10 protein-coding genes are annotated in these 16,185 nt (G+C 63.0%); 3 read left to right on the forward strand and 7 right to left on the reverse strand.

Annotated features, from left to right (window positions below; all coding sequences use genetic code 11):
- Window positions 1-246 precede the first annotated feature (246 nt).
- The 3 genes from N805_RS29230 to N805_RS29240 form a co-directional block, all read right to left on the reverse strand.
- Window positions 247-1,305: an IS110 family transposase gene (locus N805_RS29230; RefSeq protein ID WP_080956862.1), complete on the reverse strand. Its 1,059-nt coding sequence runs from the start codon at window positions 1,303-1,305 to the stop codon at window positions 247-249.
- 149 nt (window positions 1,306-1,454) lie between these two features.
- Window positions 1,455-2,762 (reverse strand): NAD(P)/FAD-dependent oxidoreductase, encoded by a 1,308-nt coding sequence (locus N805_RS29235; RefSeq protein ID WP_019473633.1) that lies wholly within the window; start codon window positions 2,760-2,762, stop codon window positions 1,455-1,457.
- A gap of 24 nt (window positions 2,763-2,786) precedes the next feature.
- Window positions 2,787-4,151 carry a glutamine synthetase family protein gene (locus N805_RS29240; RefSeq protein WP_019473634.1) on the reverse strand — a complete coding sequence of 455 codons (1,365 nt, stop codon included), beginning with the start codon at window positions 4,149-4,151 and terminating at the stop codon, window positions 2,787-2,789.
- Between the two features lie 572 nt (window positions 4,152-4,723).
- Between N805_RS29240 and hrpA the strand changes: the two genes are divergently transcribed.
- Together hrpA and N805_RS29250 are read left to right on the forward strand one after the other, a co-directional pair.
- Complete coding sequence (gene hrpA, locus N805_RS29245) at window positions 4,724-8,629, forward strand: ATP-dependent RNA helicase HrpA (protein WP_019473635.1); 3,906 nt, start codon at window positions 4,724-4,726, stop codon at window positions 8,627-8,629.
- 175 nt (window positions 8,630-8,804) lie between these two features.
- On the forward strand, window positions 8,805-9,926 hold the full coding sequence (locus N805_RS29250; protein WP_019473636.1) for a beta-ketoacyl-ACP synthase III: 1,122 nt from the start codon (window positions 8,805-8,807) through the stop codon (window positions 9,924-9,926).
- A 197-nt stretch (window positions 9,927-10,123) separates the two neighbouring features.
- Here the strand turns inward: N805_RS29250 and N805_RS29255 are convergent, their stop codons facing one another.
- The gene (locus tag N805_RS29255) at window positions 10,124-11,368 is read right to left on the reverse strand and encodes a putative porin (protein WP_019473637.1); all 1,245 of its coding nucleotides are present in this window, start codon (window positions 11,366-11,368) and stop codon (window positions 10,124-10,126) included.
- 262 nt (window positions 11,369-11,630) lie between these two features.
- On the opposite strand from N805_RS29255, the gene N805_RS29260 reads away from it, so the two are divergent.
- Entirely contained in the window at window positions 11,631-12,758 is a 1,128-nt protein-coding gene (locus tag N805_RS29260; RefSeq protein WP_026034678.1) for a GNAT family N-acetyltransferase, read from the forward strand.
- A gap of 164 nt (window positions 12,759-12,922) precedes the next feature.
- Here N805_RS29260 and N805_RS29265 read toward each other — a convergent pair whose 3' ends face one another.
- From N805_RS29265 to N805_RS29275, 3 genes are all read right to left on the reverse strand, one after another.
- The gene (locus tag N805_RS29265; RefSeq protein WP_019473598.1) at window positions 12,923-14,755 is read right to left on the reverse strand and encodes an ABC transporter ATP-binding protein; all 1,833 of its coding nucleotides are present in this window, start codon (window positions 14,753-14,755) and stop codon (window positions 12,923-12,925) included.
- A gap of 63 nt (window positions 14,756-14,818) precedes the next feature.
- On the reverse strand, window positions 14,819-15,376 hold the full coding sequence (locus tag N805_RS29270) for a peptidylprolyl isomerase A (RefSeq protein ID WP_019473599.1): 558 nt from the start codon (window positions 15,374-15,376) through the stop codon (window positions 14,819-14,821).
- A complete protein-coding gene (locus N805_RS29275; protein WP_016498437.1) occupies window positions 15,370-16,182 on the reverse strand; it encodes an alpha/beta fold hydrolase in 813 nt (270 codons plus the stop codon). Before N805_RS29275 ends, N805_RS29270 begins: the two co-directional genes overlap by 7 nt.
- Between the last annotated feature and the right edge of the window lie 3 nt (window positions 16,183-16,185).

Raw genomic sequence — 16,185 nt, forward strand, 5'->3', positions numbered from 1 at the left:
ACTCGCCCACACTGTCTAGCTGCTTTTGAACATAGGAACCCGGTTGCATCTATGTATCAGGCCTATTCGAGGAAGCTTTTCGCTTCTGGCCAACATCGTGGTGAGCTCGCAGTGTGCCGTTTACATTGAGGCCATTACGTTAGGCCTGTAGGAGCGGAGGCATCTGTCTGCGACGGTCTTACCTAGGGTCAATGTTCACTAGCAGGGGTTGGAGCGCTCAGCGCCCCGGTGGCATTGCTCGGTTGGTCAGAGGCTCATAGCAGCCTCCGGGTTGTTGTTCGGTTTACGTTGGTAGACCTGATTGCTCTGTAACAGAGCCCAGATAATGCGCAGATTTCGATTAGCCAGTCTGATCGCCGCCTCCTTGCGTCCAAGGCGGGATAGCCAGCGCAACAGGCGGCGATCGTCTGGCTGATCGGAATCAGGTCTTAGCTGACTCAAGACAGCATGGGCGCCCTGGATCATCAGGCTGCGTATGTAGCCGTCACCTCGCTTGCTCATTCTGCCCAGCCTGATTTTGTTTCCGCTACTGTGCTGGTCCGGCACGATACCGAAGAAGGCGGAATACATTCGGCCACTCGCGAAGCGGCTGGGTTCGGTCTGTTTTGCCACGATCGCCGTGGCGATGATTGGGCCAACGCCACGAATGGTGATCAGCCGCTGTGCCACCTTATCTTGCTGGGCTGTCACTTCGAGCCGTCCACTCAGCGCCGCAATGCGTTCACCTAAAGACAGCCAGTCAGTCAGCAGCTCATCAAGCAACTCGCGCAACAAATCGGGCAGAGGCAAGGAGGCATCCTCAAGCGCCCGCGGTACCTGCTGACTGATCGCGGCATCGCCTTGAGGCATGGATACGCCATGCTCAAGCAGCAGGCCACGTATCTGATTGCCCAGCGCTGTATGCCGCTTGATGTTGCCGCGCCGGATGCGATGCAGTGCTTGAATAGCCAGCGCTGTGGTGCTCTTGATCGGTACGGAGGCAATGCTGGTATCGCGACCGGCACGCAGAATGGCATGGGCATCGTTACGGTCGTTCTTCGCGCCGCTACGGTGTTCGGCGACGCGTTGCGCAGGCAGGATGCGAACCGGATTACCTTTGGTTTGCAGCAGCCTGGCCCAGGCTTGTGCACCTGGACCGCACTCCATCAAGACGGCCACGGTCGTTGGCAGCCTGATCAGGAAGTCATGGAATGCTTGACGGGATTTGATGCGATCTTCGTAGATCACCCGACCAGTAGCGTCCTCGCCTGCCAACTGGAAGACCTGTTTGGCCAGGTCAACGCAGATGGTTGTGCAAAGTTCCACGTCGGTGGAAGACAGGGAATCGTGCTTCGAACTATGCTTTTTCATGGTCTCGCCCTCGCTGCCGTTGGCTTCTTCGAACGCCACCGTGGCACTGTGATGCCTCGGCGGGGGCGAGTCCATCGATTACAGATGTCGAGCAGAACTCGGATTCAGCGCAGTTTTTCCAGCATCTGGTAGTACCACATCCCCGCCGCCAGCAGCGGGTTGCCCAGCAAATCCCCCATCGGCACCCGCACATGCTTGCACTGGGCAAAGGTGTCGAACTTCTCCAGCGTCCCGGTCAGTGCCTCGGCCATGATCTCGCCCATGATGTGGCTGGTGGCAATGCCGTGCCCCGAATAACCCTGGCAGTACCACACGTTGTCCGACAGCTTGCCCAGCTGAGGGATGCGGTTGACAACGATGCCCATTGCGCAGCTCCACTGGAACTCGATCGGCACGCCTTTCAATGCCGGGAAGGTGCGCTCGATGCACGGGCGCAGTTCACTTTCGATATCCCGTGAGTCACGGCCGGAATAGTTGGCGCCACCGCCGAACAGCAGGCGCTTGTCGGCGGTGAGGCGGTAATAGTCGAGCACGAAGCGGCAGTCGTACACCGCCAGGTCCTGCGGGTTGATCTGCTTGGCCAGCTCGCCCAGCGGCGCGGTGGTGACGATACCGCCCATGGCCGGGAAGATCTTGCCCTTGAGCTGGCGCTTTTCCAGTTTGTGATACACATCACCGGCCAGCATCACCTGGCGCGCCTCTACCCGGCCGTGGGCGGTGACCACCGCCGGGCGCGGGCCGTGGACGATGTCCAGCACCTCGGAGTTCTCGAAGATAAGCGCACCCAGGCTGTGGGCAGCGCGGGCCTCACCCAGGCACAGGTTGAGCGGGTGCAGGTGCAGGTTGCGCAGGTTCTTCAACGCACCCAGGTACAGCGGGCTTTGCAGGTGTCCGGCCACTGCCGCGCGGTCCAGCAGTTGCACCTGCTCGCCCATGCCCCGGCGCTGGGCCTCGGCCTCGAAGGCACGCAGCTCGTCCATGTGCGAGGGCTTCATCGCCGCATGCAGGTGGCCGTGCTTGAGGTCGCAGTCGATGCCATAGCGCGTCACGCGCTGTTCGATCACCTGGTGCCCGCGCCAGCGCAGATGCCAGATGAAATCGTCGACGTCGGTGCCCAGGTGGTTGCGCATCTGCGTGCGCATGGCCTCGTCGCCCGACAGGCTGCCGGTGACCTGGCCGCCATTGCGCCCGCTGGCGCCCCAGCCGATGCGGTTGGTTTCGACGATAGCCACCTTCAGGCCACGTTCGGCCAGCTCCACCGCCGTGGCGACGCCGGTGAAGCCGCCGCCGATGATGGCCACATCCACCTGCACCGTGCCCTTGAGCTGCGGGTACTCGGTGTGGTCGTTGAGGGAGGCGCTGTAGTAGGACGGCGCACGCTGCGCCGGGCCTTTGTTGAATGCTGCGTTCATGGGTGTTCCTTGTTATGTAGGGGCTCAGGCCTGGTGCAGGTACCAGCGCCAGTCCTGCTCGCTGACTTCGGCCATGAACTGGCGGTACTCGGCGCGTTTGACCTTCAGGTACACGCCAAGGAAGTCTTCGCCCAATGCTTCGCGGGCCCAATGGGAATGTTGCAGGGCGTCGAGGGCCGTCAGCCAGTCGGTAGGCAGGTGTTCGGTGGCCTGGGCATAGCCGTTGCCTTCCACCGGTGCGCCCGGGTCCAGCTGTTCGCGGATGCCTCGGTGGCTGGCGGCGAGAATTGCCGCTGCGGCCAGGTAGGGGTTGGCGTCGGCGCCGCAAATGCGGTGTTCCACATGCCGGCTGTTGGCCGGGCCGCCTGGCACGCGCAGGCTCACGGTGCGGTTGTCTACGCCCCAGGTCGGTGCCAGCGGCGCATAGCTGTTGGCCTGGAAGCGGCGGAACGAGTTGGCGTTGGGGCAAAACAGCAGCAGCGAGTCGCGCAGGTGGCGCAGCATGCCGGCCACAGCCTGGCGCAGCAGCGGGGTACCGGCTTTGTCTTCACTGGCGAACAGGTTGTTGCCAGCGCTGTCGGCCAGGCTCAGGTGCATGTGCATGCCGGTGCCGGCCAGGTTGGCAAACGGCTTGGCCATGAAACAGGCCTGCATGCCGTGGGCATGGGCCACGCCTTTCACCAGCCGCTTGTAGCGCACGGCCTGGTCCATCGCCTGCAGCGCATCACCGTGCTCCAGGGTGATTTCCACCTGGCCTGGGGCGTATTCCGAAATGGCGGTACGCGCCGGAATGCCCTGGGCCTTGCAGGCAGCATAAAGGTCGGCGAGGAACGGTTCGATCTGCTCCAGTTCGCGCAGGCCATAGACCTGGGTTGTGCGAGGGCGGCCGCCATCGTTGTCCAGCGCCGGTTGCGGGCGGCCCTGGGCGTCGCGTTGCTGGTCGAGCAGGTAAAACTCCAGCTCGCAGGCCATTACCGGGTGGTAGCCGTCGGCTTTCAGCGCTTCGATGGTGCGCAGCAGCACATGACGCGGGTCGGCGACGCTGGCCGGCAGGCCCTCGCTCGGGTGCATGCTGACCTGCACGGCAGCCGTTGGCACCCGGCGCCACGGCAAGCGCACCAGGCTGCCTTCAAGCGGGTAGGCCCGGCAGTCAATGTCGCCCACGTCCCACACCAGGCCCGAGTTTTCCACGTCGTCACCGTTCAGGGTCAGGCCGAGGATGGTGCTGGGCAGCGGCCGGCCGGTCTGGTAAACGGCCAGCAGTTCCTCGCGGTGCAACAGCTTGCCGCGCGGTACGCCGTTGGCGTCGAGGATGAACAGTTCGAACAGCTCGATATCGGGGTTGTCGGCCAGGAAACGGGTAGCCTGCTCTACGGGTGCAAAGTGCATGATTGATTCGCTCGCGTGCGCACAGGGCCACCGCACAAGCAGGCGGCCCAGTTGAGTCAAACGGCCAGACGCCGGCCGTGTTTGGTCACAATGGCGTGAGCGAGGTGTCCGGTGGGCGCGCGTGGCGGCAGTGCCACAGGGCCCAGAAGGCGAGGATGATGTGAACCAGCGGATTTTCCCCGGCACGGCTCCGGGCCTTCGGGAGCGAAGGGCGGGAGGACGGTGGCGCGATGGGCTGGACGGGAATCATGCCTTTGATACTCACATGCGGCGTAAGGTTGATTAAAGCAGTGAATGGCAACCTTTACATATGCCCTTGCTAAACTTTCAGCCGCTATCCGATCCCTGTAGGAGCGGCCTTGTGCCGCGAATGGGCCGCAAAGCGGCCCCAGGTTTTCAGTGGTGTTGCTGAAATTGCTGGGTCCGCTTTGCGGCCCATTCGCGGCGCAAGGCCGCTCCTACAGGGACCGTGCCAGGCTGGACAGCAAAGTAGGCCCAAATCTGCGACAATCGCGCATCCTTCGAATGCCGATCATGAAAAAGCAGGCTCACCTGCATCACTAAAAAGCCCCATGACTGACCACGCCATCGACAAACTGCTGCAAAACCTCGACCACGCCATGATTGCCGACCGCCATCGCCTGCGCCGGCAGCTGCACGAACTGCGCAAGCGCCCCGACGAGGCGAAGCTGGCGCAGTGGGTGGAAAAGGTCCAGGCCTCCTGCGCCCAGGTCACCGCGCGCCAGCAAAGCGTGCCGACCGTGCGCTACGACGACAACCTGCCGATCGCCGCCAAGCGTGATGAAATCAAGAAGGCCCTGGCCGAAAACCAGGTGCTGGTGATCGCCGGCGAAACCGGTTCGGGCAAGACCACCCAGCTGCCGAAAATCTGCCTGGAGCTGGGCCGTGGCAGCCATGGCCTGATCGCCCACACCCAGCCGCGCCGGATCGCCGCGCGTAGCGTGGCGGCGCGGGTTGCCGAGGAGCTGGGCACGCCGCTGGGCGGGCTGGTCGGTTACCAGGTGCGGTTCGAAGACCAGAGCGATTCCAACACCCTGGTCAAGCTGATGACCGACGGCATCCTGCTGGCCGAAACCCAGCACGACCGCCTTCTGGAGCGCTACGACACCATCATTGTCGACGAAGCCCACGAACGCAGCCTGAACATCGACTTCCTGCTCGGCTACCTGAAGACCCTGCTGCATCGCCGGCCAGACCTGAAGCTGATCATCACCTCGGCGACCATCGACCTGGAGCGCTTCTCCAAGCACTTCGATAACGCGCCAATCATCGAGGTGTCCGGGCGCACCTTCCCGGTAGAAACCTGGTACCGCCCGCTGACCAGCGAGCAGGACGAGGAAGGCAACCAGATCGAAGACGACCTCACCGTCGACCAGGCCATCCTCGCCACCCTGGATGAGCTGGCGCACCATGAGCGCAGTGAGGGCAAGGGCCCGGGCGATGTGCTGATCTTTTTGCCGGGCGAGCGGGAAATCCGCGATGCCGCCGAGATCCTGCGCAAGGCGCAACTGCGCCACACCGAGATTTTGCCGTTGTACGCGCGCCTGTCGCCGGCCGAGCAGCAGCGCATCTTCCAGCCACACACCGGGCGCCGCGTGGTGCTGGCCACCAACGTTGCCGAAACCTCGCTGACCGTGCCTGGCATTCGCTATGTGATCGACACCGGCACGGCGCGCATCAGCCGTTACAGCTACCGCGCCAAGGTGCAGCGCCTGCCCATCGAGGCAGTGTCGCAAGCCAGTGCCAACCAGCGCAAAGGCCGCTGCGGCCGGGTAGAGCCAGGCATCTGCGTACGGCTGTACAGCGAAGAAGATTTCAACAGCCGGCCCGCGTTCACCGACCCGGAGATCCTGCGCACCAACCTGGCGGCGGTGATCCTGCAGATGCTGCACCTGCGCCTGGGCGCGATCGATGCCTTCCCGTTCATCGAGCCGCCGGACGGCAAGGCCATCAGCGATGGCTTCAACCTGTTGCAAGAGCTGTCGGCGGTCAACCGCGAGAACCAGCTGACCCCGATCGGGCGCCAGCTGGCGCGCCTGCCGGTCGACCCACGGCTGGGCCGCATGCTGCTCGAAGGCGCACGCCTGGGCAGCTTGCAGGAAGTGCTGATCGTCACCAGTGCGCTGTCGGTGCAGGACCCGCGCGAACGCCCGCCAGAGCGCCAACAGGCCGCCGACCAGGCCCACGCACAGTGGAAGGACGTGGACTCCGACTTCGCCGCGTTGGTCAACCTGTGGCGTGGTTTCGAAGAGCAGCGCCAGGCGCTCACGGCCAACCCGCTGCGCAACTGGTGCCGCAAGAACTTCCTGAACTACCTGCGCCTGCGTGAATGGCGCGATGCCCACCGCCAGCTGGCACTGATCTGCCGTGAGCTGCAGTTGACGGTGAACAAGGAACCGTCCGACTACCTGAAGATGCACAAGGCCATCCTCAGTGGCCTGCTCAGCCAGATCGGCCAGAAGACCGAAGAGGGCGACTACCAGGGTGCCCGCCAACGGCGCTTCTGGGTGCACCCTTCATCAGGCCTGGGGCGCAAGCGCCCGCAGTGGGTAATGGCCGCCGAACTGGTCGAGACCACCAAGCTGTATGCGCGCATGGTCGCCAAGATCGAGCCGGACTGGATCGAGCCGCTGGCCGGCCACCTGGTCAAGAAGAACCACTTTGAACCGCACTGGGAGAAGAAGCGCGGGCAGGTGGTGGCCTATGAGCAGATCACCCTGTACGGGCTGATTCTGGTTGGCCGCCGCCCGGTGCATTACGGCCCGATCGACCCGGTTACCTCGCGCGAGCTGTTTATCCGCGAAGGCCTGGTGGGGGGTGAAATCCAGTCACGGGCCAAGTGCCTGGCAGCCAACAAACGCCTGCTTGAGGAGCTTGACGAGCTGGAGGCCAAGGCCCGCCGGCGCGACATTCTGGCCGACGAAGAAACGCTGTACGCCTTCTACGAAGCGCGCCTGCCGGCAGAAATTCACCAGACCGCGACCTTCGACAGCTGGTACCGCATGGGCAGCCAGAAAGACGCGAACCTGCTGATCATGCGCGAGGAAGACGTGCTGGCCCGCGAAGCCAGCGAAGTGACGGCAGCGCAGTACCCCGACAGTATGCAGGTGGGCGAGCTGCGCCTGCCGCAGAGCTACCACTTCGAGCCCGGTCACCCGCGTGACGGCGTGACCGTGCGGGTGCCGGCACCGCTGTTGCCAAGCCTGCCCGGCGAGCGCCTGGAATGGCTGGTGCCAGGCCTGCTGGAGGCCAAGTGCGTGGCGCTGGTGCGCAACCTGCCCAAGGCCCTGCGCAAGAACTTCGTGCCGGTGCCGGACTTCGTCAAGGCCTCGCTGGCGCGCATGACGTTCGGCCAGGGGGCGCTGCCGCAGGCTCTGGGCCAGGAGCTGTTGCGCATGACCGGTGCGCGGGTGTCCGATGAGGCCTGGGAAGAATCGGTCAAACTGGTCGAAGGCCACCTGCGGATGAACATCGAAGTGGTCGATGGCCAAGGCAAGTTCCTTGGCGAAGGCCGCGACCTGGCCGAGCTGACTGCACGCTTTGCCGCTGCCAGCCAGGCAGCACTGGCGGTGCCGCGTGATGCCAAAAGCGAACAACCGGTGCAGGCCAAAGCTTTCAGCGAAGTGAAACAGACCGCCCAGCAGAAGATTGCAGGGCTGTCGATGACCGTGTACCCGGCGCTGGTCGAAGACAACGGCACCGTGCGCGAAGGGCGCTTCTCGACCCAGGCCGAAGCCGAGTTCCAGCACCGCCGCGCGTTGCAACGGCTGTTGCTGCAGCAACTGGCCGAGCCGGCCAAGTTCCTGCGCGGCAAGCTGCCGGGGCTGACCGAGCTGGGCCTGCTGTACCGTGAAATGGGGCGGGTCGAGGCGCTGGTCGAAGACATTCTGCTGGCCAGCCTGGACAGCTGCATCCTCGAAGGCGAACAACCACTGCCTCGTGATGGCGCGGCCCTGGCCGGGCTGGCTGAGCGCAAGCGCGGCAGCTGGGCGGAGCATGCCGAGCGCCTGGCGCGCCTGACGTTGGAGGTGCTGAAACTCTGGCATGGCCTGCAGAAGCGCTTCAAGGGCAAGATCGACCTGAGCCAGGCGGTGGCGCTGAACGACATCAAGCAGCAGCTGGGTAACCTGGTGTACCCGGGCTTTGTGCGCGAAACGCCCGCGGCTTGGTTCAAGGAGCTGCCACGCTACCTCAAGGCGGTGGAACTGCGCCTTGAGAAGCTGGGTTCGCAAGTGCAGAAGGACCGGGTCTGGTCCGGCGAGCTAGCCAACCTGTGGGCGCAGTACAAGGCCCGTGCCGACAAGCATGCCCAAGAGGGCAAGCGTGATGAGCAACTGGCTTTGTACCGTTGGTGGCTGGAGGAATATCGGGTGTCGTTGTTTGCCCAGCAGTTGGGGACCAAGGTGCCGATTTCCGACAAGCGATTGAGCAAACAGTGGAGTCAGGTGGAAGGCTAAACTTCCACAGTTGTGGCAATATTGATGCAATTTGGGGCCGCCTTGCGGCCCTTCGCGGGCACGCCCGCTCCCACAGGGGTGAGCGTACGCGCCTAAATTGGTACTAAAGTGCCATTAATCTGTCATATTTCCAGCCAGCGCCCCGTGGCGATGGCCTTTGACCAGAGGAACGACCGTGCATAACGTCGTGATCAGCGGCACCGGCCTGTACACCCCGGCCCAGAGCATTTCCAACGAAGAACTGGTGGCCTCCTTCAACGCCTGGTCGCAGCAGTTCAACCAGGACAACGCCGCCGCCATCGAGCGCGGTGAAGTCGAAGCGGCGCCGTTGTCCGACGCGGCGTTCATCGAAAAGGCCTCGGGCATCAAGAGCCGCTTCGTCATGGACAAGGCCGGCATCCTCGACCCCCAGCGCATGAAACCACGCTTGCCAGAGCGGTCCAACGACGAACCGTCGGTGCTCTGCGAAATGGCCGTGGCCGCTGCCCGCCAGGCCCTGGAGCGCGCCGGCCGCACGGCTGCGGATGTCGACGGGGTAATCGTCGCCTGCTCCAACTTGCAGCGCCCGTACCCGGCGATTGCCATCGAAGTGCAGCAGGCGCTGGGCATCCAGGGCTTTGCCTTCGACATGAACGTGGCCTGCTCGTCCGCCACCTTCGGCATCCAGACCGCCGCCAACAGCGTGGCCCTGGGCCAGGCGCGCGCGGTGCTGATGGTCAACCCGGAGGTGTGCACCGGCCACCTGAACTTCCGCGACCGTGACAGCCACTTCATTTTCGGTGATGCCGCTACCGCGGTACTGATCGAGCGTGCCGACCAGGCCACCTCGGCGCACCAGTTCGACATCGTCAGCAGCAAGCTGTGGACCGAGTTCTCCAACAACATCCGCAACAACTTCGGCTTCCTCAACCGTGCGGCGGAAGAGGGCGAAGGCGCAGCGGACAAGCTGTTCATCCAGGAAGGCCGCAAGGTGTTCCGCGAGGTGTGCCCGAAAGTGGCCGAGCTGATCGGTGAGCACCTGCAGGAAAACGGCCTGCAATCGAGCGATGTGAAGCGCTTCTGGCTGCACCAGGCGAACCTCAGCATGAACCACCTGATCGTCAAGAAGCTGCTGGGGCGTGAAGTGGCCGAGGAAGATGCACCGGTCATTCTCGACCGTTATGCCAACACCAGTTCGGCGGGTTCGGTGATTGCCTTCCACCTGTACCAGGATGACCTGGCCAAGGGCTCGTTGGGCGTGTTGAGCTCGTTTGGTGCGGGGTATTCGATTGGTAGCGTGATTCTGCGCAAGCGCTGATTTATCAGGCGCCTGTAACGGCCTCTTCGCGGGCTCGCCCGCTCCCACAGGTACAGCATAGTTCTCAAGGTCTGTGGTGATCCTGTGGGAGCGGGCAGGCCCGCGAAGGGGCCGGCGCATTCGCACAGGCAAAAAAGAGGGAAACGCCGGATGGGGTCGGCGTTTCCCGCTTCAGCGTGAAGCAGAGAGGTTGCCGCTTAGAACTTGGCTTCCAGGTCCACCTGCAGGGTGTCGACGTCAGCATTGCTGTTCGGCAGCTGCGACAGATCTGTCTTGGCCATCAGGTAGGCAGCACCCAGGGAGAAGTTCTTGTCGATCTCGTAACCGACCTTGAACTTGTGACCACGCGAACCGGTGAAGCCGTTGCCAAAGTCCGAATCGGTGAACAGGCTGACCACCGCGTTACGCTGCACATCGCGGTAGTTGTAGTCCAGGCTCCAGGCTCCCACCTTGGTTTTCAAACCAGCCAGCCAGGCTTGATCTTCGCCATCGGTGCTCTCGGTATTCTTCACGTACTGACCATAGGCCGACAATGGAATGGCCAAGCCGGTGAAATCGATCTGGCCAAAGCCTTCCACCAGATTGAACTCGTTGGTGGTGTTGCCGAACGACTGCAGGATGGCTGCTTCCTTGTCGTTGTCGTAACCATAGATGCTGGCACCCACGGTGAGCTTGAGCACGTCAGCCGGGGCGAACTTGGCGCCCAACTGGCCGTGGTAAACCTGCGCATCGTGCTTGTACTGGACACCATCACCATCGACGTTGTCTTTCAGGGTGTACTGACCGGCGCTGGCAAAGACTTCGGCTCCGCCCAGGTCAGCCTTGTAAGTGGCAGCCACACCTTCCGGGTTGATGTCGCTATCCCAGATGATGTCGCCCATGCTTACCCAAGGCTGTGGCATCTTGCCGCCAATAAGGTGCAGGTTAGGGACTGCAGTAGGGTGCCAGTCGAGGTAGGCGAGGTCGACCCACAGCGACTTCTTGTCAAAGTAGTTGTCGAGGCTCTGGTTGGTCGAGCGCCGGTCGGCGCTGCTGCCGGTGGCTATACGAACGCCGGCGTCGACCTGCGGGTTGATCTCGCTGTAGAAGCCGACACGGGCACGCACTCGCTGGCGGTCCTGGTTGCCGCTGCTGCTGTTCGGGTCATCGACGTTGACGTCTTCGTAACGCAGGCGCACGTCACCCTTGATCTGGGTCTTGGCGGCCCATGCCACTTTTTGTTCAAACGAGCTCATGCGTTCGGACTGAGCTTTCTGGTCGGCCTTTTCCTTGGTTTCTTTTGCCAGGTCGCCCTGCAGTTCGTTGTACTGCGCCTGATTGATCGAGCCGTTGGCGCGGAGCATTTCGAGCAGCTTGGCGTCGACAGCAGCACTGGCCGGGGCGCTCAGAGCCAGCATCATGCCGGTGAGGCTTACTCCGGTAAGTGTAGAAACAAGACGCATAAGGTTCTCCCTACTGAAAAAAATGGGGGAGGCTCAAGCGCCTGCCCCTGCGTTGGCATGTCTTCGGAAAGGGCCTGAATAGACAGGTTCTGGGGTTCCGGAAAACAGGCGCAAGTATTGCGGGGGCCAATGACAGATTAATGTCTAATTAGTGGCACTGCTGTTAAGTAATTGAGAATAAAAGGATCAGCCCGGCGTTCGTCATTTGAGTGCCGAGCGTTCCTTGGGGATACTGAACGCCTTCAGACAGCGAGCCGAAACCGTGACCAGCCTGTATAGCCTTGCCCATTTGCGTGATCTTCCGGCGGCCACCTGGGATGCCCTGGTGCCGGCGGGCCAACCTTTCCTGCGCCATGCCTTCCTCAGCGCGATGGAAGACAGCGGCAGTGTGCAGCGCAACACAGGCTGGGCCGCCGAGCACCTGGTGCTGGAGCGTGACGGGCAGGTGCGGGCACTGTTGCCGGCGTACCGCAAGTGGCATTCGTTTGGCGAGTATGTGTTCGATCATGGCTGGGCCGATGCCTGTGAGCGGGCCGGCATTGCCTACTACCCAAAGCTGCTCGGCGCCGTGCCGTTCAGCCCGGTCAGCGGCCCACGCCTGCTGGCGGCCGACCCGGCTGACGGTTTATTGATGCTGCAGGCCCTGCCGGAGTATCTGGGCAAGGGTGGGCTTTCCGGTGCGCACATCAACTTCACCGACCCGGCGCTGGACGCGCAGTTGGCGGGCCTGCCAGGGTGGATGGAGCGCCTGGGTTGCCAGTTTCACTGGCAAAACCGGGGGTACCGCGACTTTCAGGATTTTCTCGACAGCCTGAGCTCTCGCAAGCGCAAGCAGATGCGCAAGGAGCGTGAGCAGGTGGCGGGGCAGGGCATCGAATTCCGGTGGTACCGCGGTGATGAACTGGACGAGGCACAGTGGGATTTCGTCTTTTTGTGTTATGCCAACACCTATGCGGTGCGCCGACGCGCGCCTTACCTGACACGCGAGTTTTTCAGCCTGCTGGCCGAACGCATGCCCGAGGCGCTGCGTGTGGTCATGGCCCGCCAGGGTGGGCGTGATGTGGCGATGGCCTTGAGCCTGGTGGGGGGCGACAGCCTGTTTGGCCGCTACTGGGGGTGCCTGGATGAATTCGACCGGCTGCATTTCGAAACGTGTTTTTACCAGGGCATGGACTTTGCCATTGCCGAGGGTTACCAGCGTTTCGATGCCGGGGCGCAGGGCGAGCATAAGCTGATACGCGGGTTTGAACCGGTGTTGACGCGGTCCTGGCATTATCTGCTACACCCGGGGTTGCGGCGGGCGGTGGAGGATTTTCTGCTGCAGGAGCGGGAAGGGGTCAAGGGGTATGCCGAGGAGGCGCGGGGAATGTTGCCCTACCGCCGGGACTGATGCGTCTTCGGCTGCAGCGCGATCCCTGTAGGAGCGGCCTTGTGTCGCGAAAGGGCCGCAAAGCGGCCCCGGCAATTATTGCTGCGAAGCTGAAGACCTGGGGCTGCTGCGCAGCCCTTTCGCGACACAAGGCCGCTCCTACAAGAAACGCGCCGTAGCGCAGATCAGTCGACCCCGACAAAGCCCCCGGTCTGGTGGTGCCACAACCGGGCATACAACCCTTGTTGCTCCAGCAACTCAGCATGGCTGCCACTTTCGACAATCCGGCCCTTGTCCAGCACCACCAGCCGGTCCATCCGTGCAATGGTCGACAGCCGGTGGGCAATGGCGATCACCGTCTTGCCCTGCATCAGCGTCTCCAGGCTTTCCTGAATGGCTGCCTCCACCTCCGAATCCAGCGCCGAAGTGGCTTCGTCCATGATCAGGATCGGCGCATTCTTCAACAGCACCCGGGCAATGGCAATGCGCTGGCGCTGGCCGCCCGACAACTTGACCCCACGCTCACCCACATGGGCATCGAAGCCGGTGCGCCCCTGGGCGTCCGACAGTTGCGGGATGAACTCGTCGGCGCGGGCGCGGCGAACCGCCTCGTGCAACTCAGCCTCGCTGGCATCGGGGCGGCCGTACAGCAGGTTGTCGCGGATCGAGCGGTGCAGCAACGAGGTGTCCTGGGTGATCATGCCGATCTGTGCGCGCAGGCTGGCCTGGCTGACTTCGGCAATGTTCTGGCCATCGATGAGGATGCGCCCGCCCTGCACGTCATACAGGCGCAGCAGCAGGTTGACCAAGGTCGACTTGCCCGCCCCGGAAGGGCCGATCAGGCCGATTTTCTCGCCCGGGCGAATGTTCAGGTCGAGCCCTTCGATCACATTGGCAGCCTTGCCATAGTGAAAGTCGACATCATCGAAATGCACCGCGCCGCGGCTGACCTTGAGCGCCGGCGCGTTGGGCGGGTCGGTGACGGTAACCGGCTGGGCGATGGTCTGCAGGCCGTCCTGGACCATGCCGATATTCTCGAAGATGCCGTTGACCACCCACATGATCCAGCCCGACATGTTGACGATGCGGATCACCAGGCCGGTGGCCAGGGCGATGGCGCCAACGGTGATCAGCGACTGGCTCCACAGCCACAGCGCCAGGCCCGTGGTGGTGACCACCAGCAGGCCGTTGAGGGTGGTGATGACCACGTCCATGCTGGTAATTACCCGCGAGGCCAGCTGGGTTTTCTCGGTTTGCTCGCGGATCGCCTCACGTGCGTACTGCTGCTCGTAGTCGGTGTGGGCGAACAGCTTCAGCGTCGCGATGTTGGTATAGCCGTCGACGATACGCCCCATGAGCTTGGAGCGAGCGTCGGACGAGATCACCGAGCGCTCCTTTACCCGTGGCACAAAGTAGAACAGCGCGGCGATGTAGCCGGCGATCCAGACCAGCAGCGGCAGCATCAGGCGCCAGTCGGCCTCGGCGAACAGCACCAGCGAAGTGATGGCGTAGATCAGCACGTGCCACAGCGCGTCCACCGCCTGCACGGCAGAATCACGCAGCGAGTTGCCGGTCTGCATGATGCGCTGGGCAATGCGCCCGGCGAAGTCGCTCTGGAAGAAGTTAAGGCTCTGCTTGAGCACATACGAGTGGTTTTGCCAGCGGATCAGGCTGGTCATGCCAGGGTTGATGGTCTGGTGTACCAGCAGGTCGTGCAGGCCGAAAAACAACGGCCGCAGCAGCAGGATCACCACCAGCATCCAGATCAGTTCACCGCTGTGCTCGCTGAAGAAGCTGGCATTGGGCGTGCCCTGGGCCAGGTCGATGATGCGGCTGAGGTAGCTGAACATCGCCACCTCGATCAGCGAGGCGAACAGGCCGACCACTAACAGGGCGAGGAAGCTGGGCCAGACCTGGCGCAGGTAATACAGGTAGAACGGCCACACGGTGGTGGGGGGCGATTCACTGGGTGCTTCGCGAAAGATATCGATCAGCTGTTCAAAACGACGGTACAGCATGGGTAACGACACTCCTGTTCCATCCGGCCCTCAGGCGGTTGCACGTCCCTGTGCAGCCTGCGGTCAGTCGATGCGTTTGGCCGACTTGATGTAGACCGGGTCGGCCGGTACATCACGCATGCCTTTTTTGATGGTGGTGGGCGAGTTGACGATCTGGTCGACCACTTCCATGCCCTTGGTCACCTTGCCGAACACGGCGTAGCCACGGTCTCGGCCCGGGTTGAGGAAGTCGTTGTCGGCCACGTTGATGAAGAACTGGCTGGTGGCCGAGTTCGGGTCGGAGGTGCGCGCCATCGACAAGGTGCCGCGGGTGTTCAGCAGGCCGTTGCTGGCCTCGTTCTTGATCGGGTCCTTGGTGTTCTTCTGTACCATCTGGTCAGTAAAGCCGCCGCCCTGGACCATGAAGCCGGGAATCACGCGGTGGAAGATGGTGTTGTTGTAGAAGCCGCTGTCGACGTACTCGAGGAAGTTCTTGGTACTGATCGGCGCCTTCTCGGCGTTCAGCTCGATTTCAACCTGGCCGAAGCTGGTGTCGAGCATGACGTGCGGGGTCTTGTCGGAGGCCATGACGCTGGTGGCGAAGGCGACCGAGCAGGCGGTGAGCAGGAGTTTTTTCAGCATGGGCTCAAAGATCCTTGAGAGGTGGAAGCGGCTGCAAGGAACTGCAGCAGGGTCTGGTTGAAGACCTCGGGTTGATCGAGTGGCGTAGCGTGCCGGGAATCGTCGACGACGACCAGCCTGGCGTTGGGCATCAGGGCCACGTAACGCTCTTTCAGTTGTATCGGGGTGTAATCGTGGTCGGCGGCGATCACCAGGGTAGGACAGTGGATCTGCCCGATGCGTTCCTGCACGCCCCAGTCGACGATGGCGTCGAAGCTCTTGAGGTAGGCGCGCTTGTCGTTGCGTGCCCAGCGCTGGGCCATCTTCTGCCGCAGGTCTGCTTGATGGGGCTTGGGGAACAGGCGCTCGGCCAGGCCCTTGCCGACGGTTTCGACACTGAGCAGGCGCGCCAGGCCCCAGCGCTTGAGCCACCAGGCCCAGTCACTGCGGGTGCGGCGCTTGACCTCGGGGGCGCTGTTGACGATGCACAGGCTGCGCAGCCACTGCGGGTGGTCGACCGCGAACTGAAAGCCCACCATGCCGCCCATGGACAGGCCAACGAAGTGCACCGGGCCTGTGTGCAGGTGTTCGAGCAGGGCCAGCAGGTCAGCACTGAAGGTGGCGATCTGGTAACCGTCGCGCGGCTTGTCGGAGCGGCCGTGGCCGCGGATGTCCATGAGGATCACCCGGTAATGACGGCTGAGCACCGGCACCTGCAACTCCCAGTCCTGGCAGCTGGAGCCCAGCCCGTGCAGCAACACCAAGGGTTCGCCCTGGCCATATTCCTCGTAATGCAGTGCGCATCCTTCGTGTTCGAAATAGGCCATGGG

It is taken from the genome of Pseudomonas putida S13.1.2, assembly GCF_000498395.2.
GTDB classification, from domain to species: Bacteria; Pseudomonadota; Gammaproteobacteria; order Pseudomonadales; family Pseudomonadaceae; genus Aquipseudomonas; species Aquipseudomonas putida_Q.